Origin of the sequence: Microbispora corallina (assembly GCF_016863035.1) — a bacterium.
Classification (GTDB): domain Bacteria; phylum Actinomycetota; class Actinomycetes; order Streptosporangiales; family Streptosporangiaceae; genus Microbispora; species Microbispora corallina.
Genome location: NZ_BOOC01000051.1, coordinates 39,688 through 58,850, shown reverse-complemented (window position 1 = coordinate 58,850; position 19,163 = coordinate 39,688). Strand labels below are relative to the sequence as shown.

Genomic DNA, 19,163 nt, shown 5'->3' with positions numbered 1-19,163 from the left:
CGTCAACGGGTTCGACGGCACCTACACCCATGGCGAGGACGAGCTCAGGGAGGCCCTCACCCTCTCGCCCCACGTGCCGATCGTCCGCACCGACGCGCGGCTGCGCGAGTCGGTGAAGAGCACGCTCATCACGCTCGTCGAGCACGCCCTGACCACCCATGTCGGCGCGCGGTGACGCGACGCCGCCGGGGCCGGTGACGGGGAACGTCCCGTCACGGCTCGGGCGCGCGAGGCGTACGGGCGGATAGGCTGGGAAACTGGTTCACCGACCCGTCCACTCGCTTCGAGGCTGGCCATACACGTGTTCGAGACGCTTTCCGACCGGCTGACTTCGGTCTTCTCCTCCCTACGGTCCAAGGGCAGGCTTTCCGACGCCGACATCGACGCGACCTGCCGCGAGATCCGCATCGCGCTGCTCGAGGCGGACGTCGCGCTGCCGGTCGTCAAGGACTTCGTGGCCCGGGTCAAGGAGCGCGCCCGCGGCGCCGAGGTGTCCCAGGCGCTGAACCCCGCCCAGCAGGTCGTGAAGATCGTCAACGACGAGCTGATCGAGATCCTGGGCGGCGAGACGCGGCGGCTGCGCTACGCCAAGACCCCCCCGACTGTGATCATGCTGGCCGGCCTCCAGGGCTCCGGCAAGACCACCCTCGCCGGCAAGCTGGCCAAGTGGCTGCGCGACCAGGGGCACGCCCCGCTGCTCGTCGCCTGCGACCTCCAGCGGCCCAACGCGGTGCAGCAGCTGGCCGTCATGGCCGAGCGGGCCGAGGTCGCCGTCTTCGCGCCCGAGCCCGGCAACGGCGTCGGCGACCCGGTCGCGGTGGCCCGCGACTCGGTGGACCACGCCCGGCGCCAGCAGCACGACATCGTCATCGTCGACACCGCCGGCCGCCTCGGCATCGACCAGGAGCTGATGAAGCAGGCCGCGGACATCCGCGACGCGATCAGCCCCGACGAGGTCCTGTTCGTGGTCGACGCCATGATCGGGCAGGACGCGGTGGGCACGGCCCGCGCGTTCATGGACGGCGTGGGCTTCGACGGCGTCGTGCTCACCAAGCTCGACGGCGACGCCCGCGGCGGCGCGGCCCTGTCGGTGCGCCACGTCACCGGCCGGCCCATCATGTTCGCCTCCACCGGCGAGAAGCTGGCCGACTTCGACGCCTTCCATCCGGACCGCATGGCCGGCCGGATCCTCGACATGGGCGACATCCTCACCCTGATCGAGCAGGCGCAGAAGACGTTCGACGAGCAGGAGGCCGCCAAGATGGCGGGCAAGCTCGTCTCGGGCGACGGCTTCACGCTGGAGGACTTCCTCGAGCAGATGATGATGGTCCGCCGCATGGGCCCCATCAAGAACCTGCTGGGCATGATGCCCGGCATGGGGCAGATGCGCGACCAGCTCAACCAGGTCGACGACCGCGACCTCGACCGCATCGCCGCCATCATCCGCTCGATGACCCCGGGGGAGCGGCAGGACCCGAAGATCATCAACGGCTCCCGGCGGGCCCGCATCGCCAACGGCTCCGGCGTCACGGTCACCGAGGTCAGCAACCTCGTGGTCCGCTTCTTCGAGGCGCAGAAGATGATGCGCCGCATGACCCAGGGCATGGGCATCCCCGGCATGCCGGGCGGCCGCAAGAACCAGAAGGCGCAGAAGGCCAAGAAGGGCCGCCGGGTCAGCGGCGACCCCCGTAAGGCGGCGCTCGGCAAGTCCGCCGGCGCGTCCGACGCTCCGAAGGTCCCGAAGGGGGCGCTCGGCAACCTCGGCGGCGGCCAGCTGCCCCCCGGCCTGGAGCTTCCGCCCGGGTTCGACCCCTCGAAGCTGAAGCTCCCCGGCCAGAACTAGGACTAGATCGTCGCCCCCGCCGCCATGGGGGTGACGTCGATCCTGCCGTCGTCGCACGGGCGGGCGGTGAACGGGATCTCCAGGTGCGCCACCTCGTCCGGCGGGATGACCATCAGCCGGGCGGAGGCGGGGCACCGGGTCTCGCTCCCGGTCGGGATCTCGGTCCAGTGGAGCCGCGCATGGGCGCTCGCCCCCGGCCGCAGCGTCACGCGGTGGGGCCGCACGCTCTCCCGGCGCGTCCGGGTGCGCAGCGCGTCGCCGTGCCCGTCGATCATGATGAGCCCGACGAAGCCGTACACCCAGCAGGTCTTCGACGAGGTGTTGGTGAGGACGAGCGGCGCGTAGCGCTGGCCGGCGCCCGCGTCCACCCGGCCGACCCGCGCCTTCAGCCCGGTCGTGCGGCAGCGCGCCGCCGCCGCTCCGGATGACGCGGCGCGTACGGTGGTCTCGTCCGTCCCGGAGGTCGTCGCCGTGGGGGCTCCCTGCGCGACGGCTCCGGCCCGGGCGGAGCCCGCCGCTCCGGCGTGGGCCGAGGGGATGGCGGAGGCGCAGGCGGCCGTCACCAGCGCCAGCGCGGCGGCCGCGGCGAGGCGGGTCCTGCTCGTGGTTCGTTCCATGCCCGGTTGGACGCGGAAAAGGCGTCGCCGGTTCGGGCCGGCGGCGGGGAAGGTCCGGGGGGAAGGCGGCATCGGTACGGAAACCACGCCGTTCCGGGAGCCTCCCTTGGCCGAGCACACGGAATCATCTGGCAGAATGTCAGGCTGGAACATCGTGGCCATGCGGGTGCCCTCTCACCCCCGCCGGTCGCGCCTGTCCCTCGGGCGGGCTCCCATCGTGCCCCACTCGATGAGACACCGCTCACCCACGCTCTGAAGCAGGAGAGACCACACCCGTGGCAGTCAAGATCAAGCTCAAGCGGCTCGGGATGATCCGCAACCCGCAGTACCGCATCGTCGTCGCCGACGCCCGCAGCAAGCGTGACGGTCGTGCGATCGAGGAGATCGGCCTGTACCACCCGAAGGAGAACCCCTCGCGCATCGAGGTGAACTCCGAGCGGGCGCAGTACTGGCTCGGCGTCGGCGCCCAGCCGACCGACCCGGTCCTCAAGATCTTCAAGCTGACCGGCGACTGGCAGAAGTTCAAGGGCGAGGCCGCTCCGGCGACCCCGCTCCTGGTGGCCGAGCCCAAGCCCGACCGCCACGCCGCCTACGAGGCCGCCGCCCGCGAGACGCTGTCCAGTGACAGCGCCGGCGCCGCGACGACGCCGAAGAAGGCCAGGAAGCCGGCGAAGGCCGACGAGACCGCCGAGGCCCCGGCCGCCGCCGCCGAGGAGAAGCCGGAAGGCGAGGCCTGAGGTGCTCGAGGAAGTCCTCGAGCACCTGGTTAAGGGCATCGTCGAGCATCCCGACGACGTCCGGGTCCGGGCTCGGCGCATCCGCACCGGGCGCGTTCTCGAGGTTCGGGTCCACCCCGAGGACCTCGGCAAGGTCATCGGCCGCGGCGGCCGTACGGCCAGGGCGTTGCGCACCGTCGTCAACGCCCTGTCGAACGGCAAGTACGTGCGGATCGACCTGGTCGACATGGACGAGGTCCGCTGAGCAGAACCTCATGACCGGGGGGCCCTCGTACGGGGGTCCCCCGGTGCTTTTTCCGGACGTGCCGCATTGGGAAGGCGAGAAGTGCAGCTTGTGGTTGGCAGGATCGGCCGCCCGCACGGCGTGCGGGGCGAGGTCACGGTCGAGGTGCGCACCGACGAGCCCGACCGGCGCTTCGCGCCCGGCGCGACCCTGGCGACCGACCCGGCCGGCGCCGGCCCGCTCACGGTCGAGCGCGCCCGCTGGCACAAGGGAATCCTGCTGCTGACCCTCGACGGCGTGGCCGGCCGCGACGCGGCCGAGGCCCTGCGCGGCACGCTGCTCGTCGTCGACTCCGCCGACATCCCGCTTGGCGACGACCCCGACGAGTTCCACGACCACCAGCTCATCGGCCTCGCCGTCGTGACGTCCGAGGGCGCACGCGTGGGGGAGGTCTCCGACGTCCTCCACCACGGGCAGGACCTGCTCGTCGTGCGCCGTCCCGGCCGGGACGAGGCGTACGTGCCGTTCGTGAAGGCGCTGGTCCCCGAGGTCGACCTGGACAAGGGCTTACTCGTGGTCGATCCCCCGCCCGGCCTGCTCGACCTCGGCGAGGCGGAGTAGGAGCGGGGTCCGATGCGCGTCGACATCATCTCGATCTTCCCCGAGTACTTCGCCCCCCTCGACGTCTCCCTGATGGGCAAGGCACGCGAGCGGGGCATCCTCGACATCCGGCTCCACCAGTTGCGTGACTGGACGCACGACGTCCACAAGACGGTCGACGACACGCCGTACGGCGGCGGGCCGGGCATGGTGATGAAGCCGGAGGTCTGGGGCGAGGCCGTCGACGCGGTCATCGCGTCGGGCCGGTCCGCGCCGGACGCCGACTCCCGGGCGCTGCCGCGCATGGTCGTCCCCACTCCCAGCGGGCGGCCGTTCACGCAGGAGGTCGCCCTGGAGTACGCCAAGGAGCCGTGGCTGCTGTTCGCGCCGGCCCGCTACGAGGGCATCGACTCCCGGGTCGTCGCCGAGTACGGCTCCCGCCTGCGGGCCGACGAGGTGAGCATCGGCGACTACGTCCTGGCGGGCGGCGAGGCCGCCGTGCTGGTGATCGTGGAGGCCGTCGGGCGGCTGCTGCCGGGGGTGCTCGGCAACGCCCGCTCCGTCGCCGACGACTCCTTCGCCCCGGGCGCGATGGCCAACCTGCTGGAGGGCCCGGTCTACACGAAGCCGCCCGTCTGGCGTGGGCACGAGGTGCCCGAGGTCCTGCTGTCGGGGCACCATGGCAGGATCGCCCGCTGGCGGCGCGACCAGGCCCTTCGCCGTACGCTCGAGAAGCGTCCCGAACTGATCGACCGGCTGGGCCGGGAGGACCTCGACAAGCACGACCGGCGGGTCGTCGAAGAGTACGAGGAGAGCCGGCGGCACGAGCAGGGCCTGGCGGACGGCGGGCCGGCTTCCGTCGGGGCCGAGGGCGCTGACGAGGGCGGGGTCGCCGGTGCGTTTCGCGCCGGGCCGGAAGATATGGCAGACTGAATCGCTGCTGCCCTCTTCCGTGTGTCCGGGCGAGGCCCGGCCCAGGCGCAGCAGACCAGACGTATCAAGCCAAGCGCGCGTGTCCCCCTCGTCGCCGAGCCACGGGTTCGGCCGGGTGGACCTCCGCGTGCTCATGTGAGCGAGGAACCGCCGCGATGCACACGCAGATCCAGGAGATCGAGAAGGCTGCGCTCCGCAGCGACGTACCGGCCTTCCGCCCGGGCGACACGCTGGAGGTCCACGTCCGCGTGGTCGAGGGCAACCGGTCCCGTATCCAGGTGTTCAAGGGCTTCGTCCTGCGCCGCCAGGGCGGCGGCATCCGTGAGACGTTCACGGTCCGCAAGGTCAGCTACGGCGTCGGCGTCGAGCGCACCTTCCCCGTCCACAGCCCGGTGATCGAGAAGATCACCGTCGTGACCCGTGGCGACGTCCGCCGCGCCAAGCTCTACTACATGCGTGACCTGCGCGGCAAGGCCGCCCGCATCCGCGAGAAGCGTGAGGCGCTGCCGACCGCCAAGTAAGGGCGGCAGGCGTCGTGGCCCGTGCCGTATGGCGCGGGCCACTTTCTTTTCACGGGGATGCCGCGTCCCCGGCCCTGAGCGCCGGGGACATCATTTAGGCTCAGCAGCGTTGGTTAGCGACGAGCGGGGTTCGGCGGGCGCCGTCCCCGCCGAGGACGGGGTGGACGTGGTCGCCGAAGACGTCAAGCAGGCCGCCGAGGGCGGCGGCAAGAAGGGCTCGTTCTGGCGGGAGCTTCCCGTGCTGATCGTGGTCGCCCTCGCCCTCGCCCTGCTGATCAAGTCCTTCGTGGTCCAGGCGTTCTACATCCCCTCGGAGTCGATGCAGGACACGCTGCTCGTCAACGACAGGGTGCTGGTCAACAAGCTCGTCTACCACGTCCGCGACATCACGCGCGGCGACATCGTGGTGTTCTCCGGCCTCGACTCCTGGGACCCGGAGGTCCAGATCGAACCGCCGTCCAACCCGGTCGCGGGGGCGCTGCGCTGGGTCGGGACGGCGTTCGGGATGGTCCCGGGCGAGAAGGACTACATCAAGCGCGTCATCGGGATCCCCGGCGACAAGGTCAAGTGCTGCGACCCCAAGGGCCGGATCACCGTCAACGGCGTGCCGCTGGACGAGAAGTCGTACCTGTATCCGGGCGACACCCCGTCCGGCCGCGAGTTCGAGGTCACGGTGCCGCCCAACCGGCTCTGGGTGATGGGCGACCACCGCTCGGTCTCGCTCGACTCCCGCTCGCACCAGGGTGACCCGGGTGGCGGCACGATCCCCGCGGACAAGGTGGTGGGCCGGGCGTTCGTCATCGTCTGGCCGTTCGACCGGGCCACGATCCTGCCGATCCCGGACACCTTCGCCCAGCCCGCCCTCTCGGTCGCCTCGGGGGCCGCGCCGTTGGTCGCGGGCTTCGCCGGAGCGGTGCCGCTGGTGGCCCTCGGCCGCCGGCTGAGGCCGCGCAGGCGACCGGCCGGGCGGTAACGGCCATGGAGACGGCCGAGGCCCCGGCCAAGAAGACCTCCGGATTCCGCGACACGCTGCTGTTCACGCTCGGCGGCATCGTGGTCGCGCTGCTCGTGCACGCGTTCGTCCTGCAGTCGTTCTACATCCCGTCGGAGTCGATGGAGAAGACGCTGCTGATCAACGACCGCGTCATGGTCAACAAGCTGGCGTTCACCTTCGGCTCGGTCGACCGGGGCGACATCGTCGTCTTCAAGGGCTGGGACGGCGAGGACACGATCAAGCGCGTCATCGGCGTCGGCGGCGACGTGGTCAAGTGCTGCGACGCCCAGCGCCGGATCACGGTGAACGGCACGCCCCTCGACGAGGAGAACAAGTACCTCTACCCGGGCGTCTACCCGTCGGGCCGCCAGTTCGAGGTGAAGGTGCCCCAGGGCCGGCTCTGGCTGATGGGCGACAACCGCAGCAACTCGCTCGACTCGCGGGCGTTCCTTGACGACGGCCACTTCGGCACGGTCTCCGAGGACGACGTGATCGGACGGGCCTTCGCCCGCTACTGGCCGCTGTCCCGCCTGTCGTGGCTGTCGCCGCCGGAGACTTTCAGCGCCGTCCACTGATCTGACCAGGTGCTTTGCCGTCTGGGGCGCTTTCGGCCGTATCGCGGGCCGGGAATGGGGCGTAATCTGCTTGTCGTCATGACAGCTGCCTATCGCCCGCGTCCCAGCGTCGTACGGCGGGACTCGGGACTCTACGGCTACGAGCGAGCCCTGGCCCGGCGGGGGTTCACCCCGGTCGCCGGGGTGGACGAGGCCGGACGGGGGGCGTGCGCCGGGCCGCTGGTCGTCGCCTCGGTCGTCCTCGGCCGCGACATCGACGGGCTGAGCGACTCGAAGCTGCTCACCGAGGCCGTACGCGAGCGTCTGTACGAGCGGATCTCGGCCACGGCCAGGGCCGTCAGCGTCGTCGTGATCCCGCCCGAGGAGATCGACGCCCGGGGGCTGCACAAGTGCAACGTGGCCGGCATGCGCCGCGCGGTCGCCGGTCTGGGGATCGTCCCCGGATACATCCTCACCGACGGCTTCCCGGTGGCCGGGCTCCCCGCGCCCTCGCTGGCCGTCTGGAAGGGCGACCAGGTGGCTGCCTGCGTCGCCGCCGCCTCCATCGTGGCCAAGGTCACCAGGGACCGGATGATGCACGGCCTCGACGGCGTCTACCCGCAGTACGGCTTCGCCGAGCACAAGGGCTACGTCACTCCAGCGCATCGACGGGCTTTGGCCCTGCACGGACCGAGCCCCCATCATCGGTTCTCGTTCGTGACGGTGGCCAGGGTGACTCGTGGGTCGCAGATCCCGGACGTGGGCCCGTGGACGGGGCAGGATGGGGACATGCGCGAGAATGAGGTCGGTGCCGGTGTCGTCTGAACGGGCGATCTCGACGGGAAGCGGAGAAGGAGGACCGGGATGAGCGCGGAAGATCTCGAAAAGTACGAGACCGAGATGGAGCTGCAGCTCTACCGGGAGTACCGCGACGTGGTCGGGCTGTTCACCTATGTCGTGGAGACCGAGCGGCGTTTCTACCTCACCAACTCCGTGGACCTCGACGTCCGCACCGCCGAGAACGGCGACGTCTTCTTCGACGTGAAGATGCAGGACGCCTGGGTCTGGGACATGTACCGGCCGGCCAGGTTCGTGAAGAACGTCCGGGTGGTGACGTTCAAGGACGTCAACATCGAGGAGCTGGCCAAGCCCGACCTCGAGATGCCCAAGGAGGGCTTCTCCAGCTGAGCCCGCGGTCCGCGGCGGGTCGTGCCTGCCGCGGCCTCGGTCCGGGGTGGGCGTGTGGCCGTCATCCCCAGAACGGGGTTCGGCAGGCCGGGGCGTCGGGGCGGTGTCGCATCGTCGGGGCATGCGTCTTCGATGGTCTGTGTTCGCCGGGTCTGGTTTCGTGGGGTCTGTGTTCGCCAGGTCTGGGGCGGCGGCTGCCGGGGCGGCTGCCACGGGAAACCCGGCGAGGATCCGTACGGGCGGGCTCGTGCCGCCGGTGCCGACGGCTCTCCTGGCGGCACTGCTGGCTGCTCTGGTGGCCGTGACCGCATCCGCGTCGGCCCCCCTGCCCGATCTCCGGTCACCCGTTTCCGTGCCTCCGGCATCGGTCCCCGTGCCGGGTCTTTCACCCCCCGCTTCCAGGCCTCCGGCATCGGTGCCCCGCTCCCACACTGCTGGGCTGTGGGTGCCGGGGTCTCCCGTGCCGGAGGCGTCCGTACCCGGCTCACACGTGAGGCGGCTGCCAGGCCCGCTGGTGCCCGAGTCGTGGGACCGATCGGCGGCGGAATCGGGGGATCCGCCTGGGGCTCAGCCGTTGCTTTTGCAGGCCGCTCTTGTGGCCACCTCGGCAGCGGCGAAGGGGCGGCCCGTGCCGCCGCTCTCGTCGCCCGGACCCTCGCGGCCGGTCTCGGGTGCGACGAGATGGCGCCCGCCGACGGCCGGCTCGTTTCGCGTTCTTCGGCGGTTCGATCCGCCGCCACAGCGGTGGCTGTCGGGCCATCGGGGTGTCGACCTCGCGGCCGAGGCGGGCGAGCCGGTGCGCGCAGTCGGTTCCGGAATCGTGCTGCACGCCGAGCGTGTCGCGGGACGCGGTGTCGTGACCGTCGCCCATCCCGACGGCCTGCGCACGACCTATCTGCCGGTCCGCGCGTCCGTACGCCCCGGAGACTCCGTGGCCGCCGGTGACGTCATCGGCGTCATGGAGGACTGGACGGGCCATTGCCCGATGTCGTGCCTCCACCTCGGCCTCCTCCGGGGAGACCTTTATCTCGATCCCCTGCTCCTGTTCGGAACAGGCCAGGTCCGCCTGCTTCCCCTCTGGTCGCGGCCGTCTGAGCGCCGGGGCTGAGCGGAGGTACGGGGGTGGACGAGTCCGGGGGAGTTGGGGATGGCTCCGAGGCAGGGGAGCGGGTCAGGCGCGGGGGTGGGCCTGGCGGTATGCCGCCCGCAGTCGCTCGATCGACACGTGCGTGTAGATCTGTGTCGTGGCCAGGGAGGCGTGTCCCAGCATCTCCTGAACGCTGCGCAGGTCCGCCCCGCCCTCCAGCAGGTGGGTGGCGGCCGTGTGGCGGAGGCCGTGCGGGCCCATGTCGGGCGCGCCGTCCACCTCGGCGAGGCGGGCGTGCACGATGCGCCGTATCGTCCCCTGATCGATACGGCCTCCCCGCACCCCCAGGAAGAGCGCGGGTCCGGTGCCCTCCCGGATCCACAGTGGCCTGCCGCGGACGCACCACGCGTCGAGAGCGTGGAGCGCCGGCCGGCCGATGGGGATCGTCCGCTCCTTCCGGCCCTTGCCGAGCACGCGGACGGTGTTGCGGTCCCGATCGACGTCGTCCACGTCGAGGCCGCACAACTCGCTCACCCGCATGCCTGTGGCGTACAGCAGCTCCAGCACGGCCTGATCTCGAAGGGCCTTGGGGTCTCCAGTCGTGCGACCGTCCCCCCGGCCGTTCGCCCCGGCCTCTTCTCCGCCGCCGGCCGCCTCCGGTGCTGTGACAGGCGCGTCCGGTGACCCGGAGCCGGCAAGCTGTGCGCCCGCATCGTCGGACGCCACGGGGGCGAGGCCGGCTGCGGGCTCGGACCGTCGAGCGTCCAGCGCGACGATGTCCGGTCTACGGGCGTCCAGCGCGGCGATGTCCGTCCCGTGCGCTTCCACGGTGCCGGTGTCCGGCCACCGGGCGTCTACCGTGGGGGTGTCCGGCCGCCGGGCGTCCAGCAGCGCCCGCGCCTCCGCCTGGTCGAGGACCGCGGGGAGGCTCCGGCCCGCTTTGGCGGTGCCGAGGAGCAGGCCCGGGTCGGTGGCCAGCCAGCCACGCCGGTGGCAGAAGGCGGTGAAGACGCGCGCGAAGGCCGTGCGCCGCGCCAGCGTCGATCGTGACCGCCCCGCCTGGTGGAGATTGCCGAGCCATTTCCGCAAGGCCGTGATGGTCAACGCCTCGACCCCGTCCACACCCGCCTGGTCGAGGTGTGCGAGGAGCGAGGCGAGGTCCCCCAGGTACGCCCTGACCGTGTGTGGTGAGAGGTCGCGCTCCAGCCGCAGGTGACGTTCGAACGCGTCCCGCACGGCCTCAAACTCAGGAGCCATACCGGCCTCCCCGTCCCGCGCGACCGCATCTCCAGCAACGACCTCCGGCGGTTCGGGTAGGGCAGTACCAGCCGTTCGGGGCCGTCTCGGCACGGTTGCGTTGCCGGTTGTGCCCGGCCTTGATCCCGAATGTGCCGTCGGCCATGCGAATCACCGTAGGCCTTTGCCCTTCCATGGTCGACAGGACACGCCACAGGCCGTCGGCGAGCCGCGATACTCCCGGGCAGGCCGGGGTGTCACCCACGGCGTCGTAGCCGCCAGCCCCGGTCCGCCGCCTCAACGAAGCCGGCCGCCGCGAGGCCGCCCAGACAGCCGAGTGCCGTGGTGAGATCCACACCCGCGGCCACGGCTATGGCCGCGGGCCCCGCCGCCCCGCGCGCCGGGATCGCTTCCAGCACTCGCCGGGTCTCGTCGTTGAGGGCGTCGTGCGGGCGGGCCTGTCCTCGCTGCTCGGGCGCCAGGTCGTCGCCGATCGACCCGACCAGTTCGACGATCTCCTCGACCGAGGTGACGCACACGGCCTTGCCCTGTCGTATCAGCACGTGGCAGCCCGCGGAGGCCTCCGACGTGATCGGGCCGGGGACGGCCATCAGATGCCGGTTGAGGCCCGAGGCGTGGGCGGCCGTGTTGAGCGCGCCGCTGCGGACGGCCGCCTGGACGACCACTGTGCCGCGCGACAGTGCGGCGATGACCCGGTTGCGGACGAGGAAGCGCAGCCGTGTCGGATGCGAGCCCGGCGGCCACTCGCTCACCACGACCCCGCGTCCGCGCACCGCCCGGAAGAGCTCCTCGTGCGCGCTCGGGTAGCAGACGTCCGTCCCGCAGGCCAGCACGACGACCGTGGGCGTCCGGACCGCCAGAGCTCCTCGATGGGCCGCGCCGTCGATCCCGTACGCCCCGCCGCTCACCACCGACCACCCGCGCGAGCCGAGCCCGTGGGCCAGGTCGGCGGCCACGGTCGTCCCGTACGGCGTGGCGGCTCTGGCGCCGACGATCGCCACCGAGCGCAGGCAGGACAGACGGAGGTTGGCCCGGCCGTCCAGCCACAGCCCGAAGGGCCGCGTGTCCCCGAGGTCGTCGAGCTGGGTCGGCCACTCCGCGTCGCCGGGGATGACGAGCCGCGCACCACGCTCCTCCCCTTGGGCGAGATCCGCCGCGGGGTCGGCGTAGCGGGCCGCCCACGAGGCGGCGAGCCGGTCCAGGTCGGTCCGGCGCCGGGGCGCGACGGCCTCCTCGGCTGCTACGAACTCCGGTGCGAGCACCCCGCGCCGGGCCTGTCCGAGCGCTCCGTGCGGCCCGTAGGCGCGGATCAGCCGGCCCATGACCGGGTCACCGGCCTCCGCCATCCGCATGAGGGCGACCCGGGCGAGCCGATCCTCGCATCGGTCCGCTCCTGGCGGAGAGTCCGGGGTGCCGGCGACGGGGCACTCGCCCGCGGGCAGACCCGGGGCGTCGGCGGATCCGGGGGACATCATGGCGATCACTCCACTCCCAGCCACATGGCGAGGGCGGCCGTCGTCTCCGGCTCGCCCGGTCGGTGCTTGCCCGCGAGGTCGGCGAGCGTCCAGGCGACGCGCAGGACGCGGTCGAGCCCACGCGCGCTCAGCGTCCCCAGGTCGAGGCCGCGGTGAAGGGGGGCCAGGGCACTGTCCGGCACCCGGAGGTCGCCGTGCAGGGCGGCCGAGGACACGTCGGCGTTGCAGTGCCACGGCGTGCCGGCCAGGCGCCGGGCCGCCCTGTCGCGCGCGTCGAGGACGCGGGCGGCGACCGTGGCGCTCGGCTCGGCGAAGTGGCGGTCCGCCAGCAGCTCCGCTCGTGTGGCGCGCCCGATCCGCACCTTGACGTCGATGCGGTCGAGCAGCGGTCCGGACAGCCGGGCCAGGTAACGGCGCCGGGCGGCGGGGGTGCACCGGCAGGGATGACCTGCGCTGCCCTGGAGACCGCACGGGCAGGGGTTGGCGGCCAGGATCAACGTGAACCTCGCCGGGAACGTCACCGTCCCGATCGCCCGCGCGATCGTCACCGAGCCCGACTCCAGCGGTTGCCGCAGGGATTCGAGCACCGCGGTCGCGAACTCGGGCGCCTCATCCAGGAACAGGACGCCTCTGTGGGCGAGTGACACGGCCCCGGGCCGTACGACGCCGCCGCTTCCGCCGCCCACGACGGCCGCGGTCGTCGCGCTGTGGTGCGGGGCCATGAACGGCGGCCGGGTGAGCAGCGGACGCCCCGGCGGAAGGCGGCCCGCCACCGAGTGGATGGCCGACACCTCCAGCGCCTGATCGGGGTCGAGCGGCGGCAGCAGGGTCGGCAGCCGTTCGGCGAGCATCGTCTTCCCGCTCCCTGGCGGGCCGAGCATCCACAGGTTGTGCCCTCCCGCCGCGCACACCTCCAGTGCCTTGCGGCCCACCGGCTGCCCGGCGACGTCGCGCATGTCGAGGCACCGGTCGTCCTCCTTCGCCGTCCCGGACAGGCCGGACGCGGAACGGCCGGAGGCGTCGTCGAGCAGCGCGGCCGCTTCGGCGACCACAGGGAGCCGGTGCAGGTCGCCGGAGCGGAGCCAGTCCACCAGCTCGCCGAGGGTCGCCACGGGGACCACGGTCAGCCCCGGCACCAGTGCCGCCTCGGCGGCGTTGATCGACGGGACCACGACGGTGCGGGCGCCCGCCTCGGCGGCCGCGAGGGCCGCGGGCAGCACGCCCCTGACCGGCCTGACCCGCCCGTCGAGCCCGAGCTCTCCGAGGAACGTGGGTTCGGCGACCCGCTGGGCCGGGACGGCGCCGGCGGCGGCGAGGACGGCGATCGCGATGGCGAGGTCGAACATCGACCCGCGTTTGGGCAGGCTCGCGGGGAACAGGCTCACGGTCACCCGCGCGTCGGGCCAGGAGAACCGGCTGTTGATCAGAGCCGACCGCACCCTGCCGCGCGCCTCGCTGATGGCGGTGTCGAGGAGGCCGATGAAGTGGGTGCCGGCAACGCCCGGCCCCACGTCGGCCTCGATCTCCACGATCCGCCCGGTCACGCCCACGAGCGCGACGCAGCGGGTGCGGGCCACGGCCACGTCAGACCACCCCGCGCTCGTGGCGGAGCGAGAAGTCGCCCGCGAACCGCTCCAGCGCGATCACGTCGACCCTGATCGAGTCGAACCTCTCCGTCTGGGACGCGAGCCAGCGCCCCGCCAGCGACCGCAGGCGCAGCAGCTTGCCCTGCGTCACCGCTTCGAACGCCGTGCCGTGGCTGCGGCCCGATCTGGTCTTCACCTCCACGACGACCAGCGCGTTGCCGTCACGCGCCACGATGTCGATCTCGCCCTCGGCGCAACGCCAGTTGCGGGCGAGGATGCGAACGCCCGCCGCCTCGAGAAAGTCGGCGGCCAGTTGCTCGCCGTGTCTGCCCAGTCGATCTTTCGCGGCCATGGGACCACCTCCGCCGGAGACGATCGCCGGGCGGTCCGCGGCGCCGATCGGCCGAATCACGTTCTGTGGACAACCGGGTTATCCACAGGCTGCCGGGGTGCGTCGCCGCGAGCCGGAGGGCGTGGGGATACTGGCCGAGGCCCACGAGAAACAGGCGCAGGAGACCCCTTGGGACGGGGCATGAGGAGGTGGCGATGATCGAGAATCCGGCAGTGGAGGTCGAGGACGGGAGCGTGCGGTCCGTGCCCGAGCTCATCTCGGCGCTCGGCGACGCGGTGGGGGTCGCCCTGCCCGCTGTGCGGGTGACCGGCGGGGATCCGGTGTTGCCGTCCGTGTACCGGCTCGGTGCCCTCGCCGCGGCCTCGGTCGGCGCGGTGACCGCCGCCGCTGCCGCCCACTGGTCCATGCGTGGCGGGCCGGGCTCGGCGGAGGTGGCGGTCGACGTGCGGCACGCCGCCCTGGCCTTCCAGAGCGAGCGGCACTTCCGCGTCGACGGCGTCCCGTCCGTCTCCTGGGCGCCCCTGTCCGGCGACTACCGCACGAGCGACGGCTGGGTCAGGCTCCACTGCAACTTCGACCACCACCGGGACGCCGCCCTGCGGGCCCTCGGCCTTCCGCTGGGAGCCGCCGAGGGTGAGGTGGCCCGGAGATGCGAGAGCCGTACGGCGGCGGACGTCGAGGAGGCGGTGACACGCGAGGGCGGGTGCGCGGCCGCGATGCGGAGCAGGGCCGAGTGGCTGGCTCATCCGCAGGCCGCGGCGGTCGCCGCCCTGCCCCTCGTCGGTCTCCGGAGGATCTCCGCGGAGGGCGGGGACGCGCGGACGAGGACGCCGGACAACGTGCCGGGACGGCCGCTCGCCGGGGTGCGGGTGCTCGACCTGACGCGGGTCATCGCCGGGCCGGTCGCCGCGCGGACGCTGGCCGCGCACGGCGCCGAGGTGCTGCGCGTCGGCGCCGCCCACCTGCCCGAGGTGCCGGGCCTGGTGGTGGAGACCGCGTTCGGCAAGCGGTCGTGCCACGTCGACCTGCGCTCGGAGGCCGAGACGCTGCGCGAGCTCGTCCGCGGCGCCGACGTGGTGGTCCAGGCCTACCGGCCGGGGGCGCTGCGCGACCGAGGGTACGGCCCGGAGGATCTGGCGCGGCTGCGGCCGGGTGTCGTCTGCGTCGACGTCTCCGCGTACGGCTCACGCGGTCCCTGGGGCGGGCGGAGGGGGTTCGACAGCCTCGTCCAGATGGCCTCCGGGATAGCGAGCGAGAACGGCGACGGGACACGCCCGTGCCCGCTGCCCGCCCAGGCGCTCGACCACGCCACCGGCTACCTCGCGGCGTTCGGGGCGATCGCCGGCCTGCTCCGGCGCGCCGCCGAGGGGGGCTCCTGGCAGGTCGAGGTCTCGCTCGCCCGTACGGCGGGCTGGCTCGACGCCCTGGGCAGGACCGACGGGGCGTCCGCGCCCCAGCCGTCGCCGGACGAGGTGCTGGCCGTCATGGACAGCCCCTTCGGCGAGCTCACCTATGTCACGCCGCCGGGCCTCATCGAGGGGGCGGCCCCGCACTGGGCCTCGCCTCCGCCACGTCAGGGGGAGCACGCACCCGAATGGCCGACCGGTGCGGCGGGGCCTGCGCCGGTCAACCGACGGGGCGGTTCCGGGTAGACTATTCGACGGCCTGCTAAGCAGGCCGAATTCGCACGCCCGTTCACGAGCCGCCTTCTCGGTCCGGACCATGTCCGGCGAAAGCGGCCCGGGGCGTCAGGGCGCGGGCAAACGGCCCGCGTGTCCAACCGAGGCCGTGCCTTGGGGTCCCATAGGGCTCCTGGGGCACACAACCATGGAGGACCATCACGATGGCCCCTGTCGTCACCATGCGGCAGCTGCTCGAGAGCGGCGTCCACTTCGGTCACCAGACCCGCCGGTGGAACCCGAAGATGAAGCGCTTCATCTTCACCGAGCGCAACGGCATCTACATCATCGACCTGCAGAAGTCGCTGTCGTTCATCGACCGTGCGTACGACTTCGTGAAGGAGACCGTCGCGCACGGCGGCTCGATCATGTTCATCGGCACCAAGAAGCAGGCCCAGGAGTCCATCGCCGAGCAGGCGTCCCGGGTCGGCATGCCGTACGTGAACCAGCGCTGGCTGGGCGGAATGCTCACGAACTTCTCGACCGTCCACAAGAGGCTCCAGCGCCTGAAGGAGCTCGAGGAGCTCGACTTCGACAACGTCGCCGCGTCCGGGCTCACCAAGAAGGAGCTCCTGATGCGCCGCCGCGAGAAGGAGAAGCTGGAGCGCACCCTCGGCGGCATCCGCGACATGGCTCGCGTTCCGAGCGCCATCTGGGTGGTCGACACCAAGAAGGAGCACATCGCGATCAACGAGGCCAAGAAGCTTGGCATCCCGGTCGTCGCGATCCTCGACACGAACTGCGACCCCGACGAGGTCGACTACCCGATCCCGGGTAACGACGACGCGATCCGGGCCGTCAGCCTCCTCACCCGCGTGATCGCCGACGCCGTGGCCGACGGCCTCATGACCCGCTCGGGCGCCGCCCGCGCCGACGACAAGCCGGCCGGGGTCGCCGCCGCCGAGCCGCTGGCCGAGTGGGAGCGCGAGCTGCTCCAGCGCGCCGACGGCGAGGAGGGCGCCGCGGAGGCCGCCTCCGGCGAGACCGCCGAGGCCCCTGCCGCTGAGACCGCCGAGGCCCCCGCCGCTGAGACCGCTGAGGCCCCCGCCGCCGAGGCCGCCGAGGCCCCCGCCGCGGAGCAGGGCGAGCAGGCCTGACCCAGGCACCAGCACAACGGCTTCACCGGGCGGGCGCCGACCTCGGCGCCCGCCCGCCACGACGATTCGCATCGGGTCCCGAAGAGGAATTTGGACAATGGCTTCCGTGAACATGGCCGACGTCAAGCGGCTTCGCGAGCTGACCGCCGCCGGCATGATGGACTGCAAGAAGGCGCTTGAGGAGTCCGAGGGCGACTTCGACAAGGCCGTCGACATCCTCCGCGTCAAAGGCGCCAAGGACGTCGGCAAGCGCGAGGCCCGCACCGCCTCGAACGGCCTCGTCGCCGTCAAGCACGAGGGCGACTCGCTCGCCGCGCTGCTCGAGGTCAACTGCGAGACCGACTTCGTCGCCAAGAACGAGCGGTTCCAGCAGCTCGCGGGCGAGATCGTCGCCCACATCGTGGCGAGCAGGCCCGCCGACGTGCCGACCCTGCTCGAGTCGCAGGTCGACGGCAAGACGGTCAAGGAGCTCCTCGACGAGGCCAACGCGGCGCTCGGCGAGAAGATCGAGATCCGTCGCTTCTCCGTCCTCGAGGGCGGCTTCATCACGTCCTACATGCACAAGACCGACCCGCAGCTCCCGCCGACCGTCGGCGTGCTCGTCCAGCTGGACAAGCCGAACGCCGAGGTCGCCAAGGACATCGCCCAGCACGCCGCCGCGATGGCGCCCAAGTACCTCAGCCCCGCCGAGGTGCCGGCCGACGTCATCGAGAAGGAGCGGTCGGTGTTCGAGCAGATGACCCGCGAGGAGGGCAAGCCCGAGGGCGCCATCCCGAAGATCGTCGACGGCCGGGTTAACGGCTGGTACAAGGACTTCACGCTGCTGGAGCAGGCCTTCGTGAAGGACAACAAGAAGACGATCGCGAAGGTCGCGGACGAGGCCGGCGTCAAGGTCCTGGCCTTCACCCGCTACAAGGTCGGCCAGGCTTAGGCTTACAGCCAGGAGCTCTGACCCGCACTTATATCCGAGGAGGCCGCCGCCGTGCAGGAGAACACCAGACCCGCCACGCCGGCGGCTTCGTCGTACGACGGGCCGCTGCGCTGGAAGCGGGTGATGCTGAAGCTGTCCGGTGAGGCGTTCGCCGGCGGCGAGTCGCTCGGGATCGACCCGCTCGTCGTGGCCCAGCTCGCCGACTCCGTCGCCGAGGCCGTCCGCGAGGGCGTGCAGGTGGCGGTCGTCGTCGGCGGCGGCAACATGTTCCGCGGCGCGGCCCTGTCGGAGCGGGGCATGGACCGCGCCCGCGCCGACTACATGGGCATGCTCGGGACGGTCATCAACTGCCTCGCCCTGCAGGACTTCCTCGAGAAGCGCGGCATCGACACCCGCGTGCAGACGGCGATCACCATGCAGCAGGTCGCGGAGCCGTTCCTGCCGCGGCGGGCGATCCGCCACCTGGAGAAGGGCCGCGTGGTCATCTTCGGCGCCGGGCTCGGCTCGCCGTTCTTCTCGACCGACACCTGCGCCGCCCAGCGCGCACTGGAGATCGGCGCGGAGGCGCTGCTGAAGGGCACGCAGGTCGACGGCGTGTACGACTCCGACCCCCGGAAGAATCCGGACGCTGTGCGGTTCGACCAGCTCGAGTACGGTGAGGTCCTGACGCGGGGTCTCGGGGTCATGGACGCCACCGCGATCAGCCTGTGCATGGACAACGGCCTGCCCATCGTGGTCTTCGATCTCATGGGCGAAGGCAACATCCTGCGGGCGGTCCGCGGTGAGAAGATCGGCACGCTGGTGAGTCCGGCAGGGAAATAGGGAGCCGCAGTGATCGACGAAACCCTCCTCGAGGCCGAGGAGAAGATGGACAAGGCGGTGACGGTCGCCAAGGACGACTTCGCGAGCATCCGCACCGGCCGCGTCACCCCCTCGATGTTCAGCAAGATCAGCGTGGACTACTACGGGTCGCCCACGCCCATCCAGCAGCTCGCGTCCTTCCATGTGCCCGAGGCGCGCATGGTGCTGGTCCAGCCGTACGACAAGGGCTCGCTGAACGCCATCGAGAGGGCCATCCGCGACAGCGACCTCGGCGTCAACCCCGGCAACGACGGCGCGGTCATCCGCGTCGTGTTCCCCGAGCTGTCGGAGGAGCGCCGCAAGGAGTACATCAAGGTGGCCCGCAACAAGGCGGAGAGCGGCCGTGTCTCCGTGCGGAACATCCGTCGTCACGCCAAGGAGGTCCTCGACAAGCTCGTCAAGGACGGCGAGGTCGGCGAGGACGAGGTCCACCGGGCGGTCAAGGAGCTCGACGACCTCACCCAGAAGCACGTCGCGAAGATCGACGAGTTGCTGAAGCACAAGGAAGCCGAGCTTCTCGAGGTCTGATGACCCGGTGCCGGGGGAGAGACCCCGGCAGGGCCGGACGGCACGACCGTGATCCTTGTGCCGCACTGCGTGGACAGGGCGGCGCAAGGATCACGCGTAT

21 protein-coding genes and 1 pseudogene are annotated in these 19,163 nt (G+C 71.9%); 17 read left to right on the top strand and 5 right to left on the bottom strand.

What is annotated here, in order from left to right; translation table 11 throughout:
- Positions 1 to 175, top strand: a pseudogene (locus Mco01_RS39470) (ATP-binding protein); the annotation flags it as partial.
- Positions 176 to 301: 126 nt separating this feature from the next.
- The gene (gene ffh / locus Mco01_RS35185; protein WP_204061139.1) at positions 302 to 1,843 is read left to right on the top strand and encodes a signal recognition particle protein; all 1,542 of its coding nucleotides are present in this window, start codon (positions 302 to 304) and stop codon (positions 1,841 to 1,843) included.
- 2 nt (positions 1,844 to 1,845) lie between these two features.
- Here the strand turns inward: ffh and Mco01_RS35180 are convergent, their stop codons facing one another.
- On the bottom strand, positions 1,846 to 2,460 hold the full coding sequence (locus tag Mco01_RS35180) for a DUF4232 domain-containing protein (protein WP_204061138.1): 615 nt from the start codon (positions 2,458 to 2,460) through the stop codon (positions 1,846 to 1,848).
- A 275-nt stretch (positions 2,461 to 2,735) separates the two neighbouring features.
- Here Mco01_RS35180 and rpsP point away from each other — a divergent pair, with 275 nt between their 5' ends.
- The 10 genes from rpsP to Mco01_RS39960 all read left to right on the top strand — a co-directional run bounded on the left by rpsP (position 2,736) and on the right by Mco01_RS39960 (position 9,318).
- A complete protein-coding gene (gene rpsP, locus Mco01_RS35175) occupies positions 2,736 to 3,197 on the top strand; it encodes a 30S ribosomal protein S16 (RefSeq protein ID WP_204061137.1) in 462 nt (153 codons plus the stop codon).
- Position 3,198: 1 nt separating this feature from the next.
- Positions 3,199 to 3,441 (top strand): RNA-binding protein, encoded by a 243-nt coding sequence (locus Mco01_RS35170; RefSeq protein WP_036327189.1) that lies wholly within the window; start codon positions 3,199 to 3,201, stop codon positions 3,439 to 3,441.
- 81 nt (positions 3,442 to 3,522) lie between these two features.
- Positions 3,523 to 4,041 (top strand): ribosome maturation factor RimM, encoded by a 519-nt coding sequence (gene rimM, locus Mco01_RS35165; RefSeq protein WP_204061136.1) that lies wholly within the window; start codon positions 3,523 to 3,525, stop codon positions 4,039 to 4,041.
- A gap of 12 nt (positions 4,042 to 4,053) precedes the next feature.
- Positions 4,054 to 4,953, top strand: coding sequence for a tRNA (guanosine(37)-N1)-methyltransferase TrmD (trmD, locus tag Mco01_RS35160; protein WP_204061135.1), 900 nt, complete (start codon positions 4,054 to 4,056; stop codon positions 4,951 to 4,953).
- Between the two features lie 155 nt (positions 4,954 to 5,108).
- A complete protein-coding gene (rplS, locus tag Mco01_RS35155) occupies positions 5,109 to 5,474 on the top strand; it encodes a 50S ribosomal protein L19 (protein WP_204061134.1) in 366 nt (121 codons plus the stop codon).
- Between the two features lie 109 nt (positions 5,475 to 5,583).
- A complete protein-coding gene (gene lepB, locus Mco01_RS35150) occupies positions 5,584 to 6,447 on the top strand; it encodes a signal peptidase I (RefSeq protein ID WP_372445017.1) in 864 nt (287 codons plus the stop codon).
- Between the two features lie 5 nt (positions 6,448 to 6,452).
- Positions 6,453 to 7,043, top strand: coding sequence for a signal peptidase I (gene lepB / locus Mco01_RS35145; RefSeq protein ID WP_204061132.1), 591 nt, complete (start codon positions 6,453 to 6,455; stop codon positions 7,041 to 7,043).
- A 78-nt stretch (positions 7,044 to 7,121) separates the two neighbouring features.
- Positions 7,122 to 7,847, top strand: a complete 726-nt coding sequence (locus Mco01_RS35140; protein ID WP_204061131.1) for a ribonuclease HII — start codon at positions 7,122 to 7,124, stop codon at positions 7,845 to 7,847.
- A gap of 39 nt (positions 7,848 to 7,886) precedes the next feature.
- Positions 7,887 to 8,210 (top strand): DUF2469 domain-containing protein, encoded by a 324-nt coding sequence (locus Mco01_RS35135; RefSeq protein WP_036327164.1) that lies wholly within the window; start codon positions 7,887 to 7,889, stop codon positions 8,208 to 8,210.
- A 121-nt stretch (positions 8,211 to 8,331) separates the two neighbouring features.
- Positions 8,332 to 9,318 (top strand): M23 family metallopeptidase, encoded by a 987-nt coding sequence (locus Mco01_RS39960; protein WP_204061144.1) that lies wholly within the window; start codon positions 8,332 to 8,334, stop codon positions 9,316 to 9,318.
- 63 nt (positions 9,319 to 9,381) lie between these two features.
- On the opposite strand, the gene Mco01_RS39460 is transcribed toward Mco01_RS39960, so the two are convergent.
- From Mco01_RS39460 to Mco01_RS35105, 4 genes are all read right to left on the bottom strand, one after another.
- Positions 9,382 to 10,554 carry a tyrosine recombinase XerC gene (locus Mco01_RS39460; protein ID WP_239104149.1) on the bottom strand — a complete coding sequence of 391 codons (1,173 nt, stop codon included), beginning with the start codon at positions 10,552 to 10,554 and terminating at the stop codon, positions 9,382 to 9,384.
- Positions 10,555 to 10,790: 236 nt separating this feature from the next.
- A complete protein-coding gene (gene dprA / locus Mco01_RS35115) occupies positions 10,791 to 12,029 on the bottom strand; it encodes a DNA-processing protein DprA (protein ID WP_239104148.1) in 1,239 nt (412 codons plus the stop codon).
- 5 nt (positions 12,030 to 12,034) lie between these two features.
- On the bottom strand, positions 12,035 to 13,612 hold the full coding sequence (locus tag Mco01_RS35110; RefSeq protein ID WP_204061130.1) for a YifB family Mg chelatase-like AAA ATPase: 1,578 nt from the start codon (positions 13,610 to 13,612) through the stop codon (positions 12,035 to 12,037).
- Between the two features lies 1 nt (position 13,613).
- The gene (locus Mco01_RS35105) at positions 13,614 to 13,967 is read right to left on the bottom strand and encodes a YraN family protein (protein WP_036327159.1); all 354 of its coding nucleotides are present in this window, start codon (positions 13,965 to 13,967) and stop codon (positions 13,614 to 13,616) included.
- 194 nt (positions 13,968 to 14,161) lie between these two features.
- Here Mco01_RS35105 and Mco01_RS35100 point away from each other — a divergent pair, with 194 nt between their 5' ends.
- The 5 genes from Mco01_RS35100 (at position 14,162) to frr (ending at position 19,063) form a co-directional block, all read left to right on the top strand.
- Positions 14,162 to 15,619 carry a CoA transferase gene (locus Mco01_RS35100; protein ID WP_204061129.1) on the top strand — a complete coding sequence of 486 codons (1,458 nt, stop codon included), beginning with the start codon at positions 14,162 to 14,164 and terminating at the stop codon, positions 15,617 to 15,619.
- A 191-nt stretch (positions 15,620 to 15,810) separates the two neighbouring features.
- Positions 15,811 to 16,743, top strand: a complete 933-nt coding sequence (rpsB, locus tag Mco01_RS35095; RefSeq protein WP_204061128.1) for a 30S ribosomal protein S2 — start codon at positions 15,811 to 15,813, stop codon at positions 16,741 to 16,743.
- A gap of 97 nt (positions 16,744 to 16,840) precedes the next feature.
- On the top strand, positions 16,841 to 17,674 hold the full coding sequence (tsf, locus tag Mco01_RS35090) for a translation elongation factor Ts (protein WP_204061127.1): 834 nt from the start codon (positions 16,841 to 16,843) through the stop codon (positions 17,672 to 17,674).
- A gap of 123 nt (positions 17,675 to 17,797) precedes the next feature.
- Positions 17,798 to 18,496, top strand: coding sequence for a UMP kinase (pyrH, locus tag Mco01_RS35085; RefSeq protein ID WP_372445018.1), 699 nt, complete (start codon positions 17,798 to 17,800; stop codon positions 18,494 to 18,496).
- A gap of 9 nt (positions 18,497 to 18,505) precedes the next feature.
- Positions 18,506 to 19,063 carry a ribosome recycling factor gene (gene frr, locus Mco01_RS35080; RefSeq protein ID WP_036327149.1) on the top strand — a complete coding sequence of 186 codons (558 nt, stop codon included), beginning with the start codon at positions 18,506 to 18,508 and terminating at the stop codon, positions 19,061 to 19,063.
- The last annotated feature ends 100 nt before the right edge of the window (positions 19,064 to 19,163 follow it).

Excerpts from the sequence above, each read along its gene's own strand:
- Mco01_RS35180 (WP_204061138.1), bottom strand. The coding sequence starts at position 2,460 with ATGGAACGAACCACGAGCAGGACCCGCCTCGCCGCGGCCGCCGCGCTG.
- trmD (WP_204061135.1), top strand. The coding sequence starts at position 4,054 with ATGCGCGTCGACATCATCTCGATCTTCCCCGAGTACTTCGCCCCCCTC.
- rplS (WP_204061134.1), top strand. The coding sequence starts at position 5,109 with ATGCACACGCAGATCCAGGAGATCGAGAAGGCTGCGCTCCGCAGCGAC.
- lepB (WP_204061132.1), top strand. The coding sequence starts at position 6,453 with ATGGAGACGGCCGAGGCCCCGGCCAAGAAGACCTCCGGATTCCGCGAC.
- Mco01_RS35140 (WP_204061131.1), top strand. The coding sequence starts at position 7,122 with ATGACAGCTGCCTATCGCCCGCGTCCCAGCGTCGTACGGCGGGACTCG.
- Mco01_RS35135 (WP_036327164.1), top strand. The coding sequence starts at position 7,887 with ATGAGCGCGGAAGATCTCGAAAAGTACGAGACCGAGATGGAGCTGCAG.
- Mco01_RS39960 (WP_204061144.1), top strand. The coding sequence starts at position 8,332 with ATGCGTCTTCGATGGTCTGTGTTCGCCGGGTCTGGTTTCGTGGGGTCT.
- Mco01_RS39460 (WP_239104149.1), bottom strand. The coding sequence starts at position 10,554 with ATGGCTCCTGAGTTTGAGGCCGTGCGGGACGCGTTCGAACGTCACCTG.
- dprA (WP_239104148.1), bottom strand. The coding sequence starts at position 12,029 with ATGATGTCCCCCGGATCCGCCGACGCCCCGGGTCTGCCCGCGGGCGAG.
- Mco01_RS35105 (WP_036327159.1), bottom strand. The coding sequence starts at position 13,967 with ATGGCCGCGAAAGATCGACTGGGCAGACACGGCGAGCAACTGGCCGCC.
- Mco01_RS35100 (WP_204061129.1), top strand. The coding sequence starts at position 14,162 with ATGATCGAGAATCCGGCAGTGGAGGTCGAGGACGGGAGCGTGCGGTCC.
- rpsB (WP_204061128.1), top strand. The coding sequence starts at position 15,811 with ATGGCCCCTGTCGTCACCATGCGGCAGCTGCTCGAGAGCGGCGTCCAC.
- tsf (WP_204061127.1), top strand. The coding sequence starts at position 16,841 with ATGGCTTCCGTGAACATGGCCGACGTCAAGCGGCTTCGCGAGCTGACC.
- pyrH (WP_372445018.1), top strand. The coding sequence starts at position 17,798 with ATGCTGAAGCTGTCCGGTGAGGCGTTCGCCGGCGGCGAGTCGCTCGGG.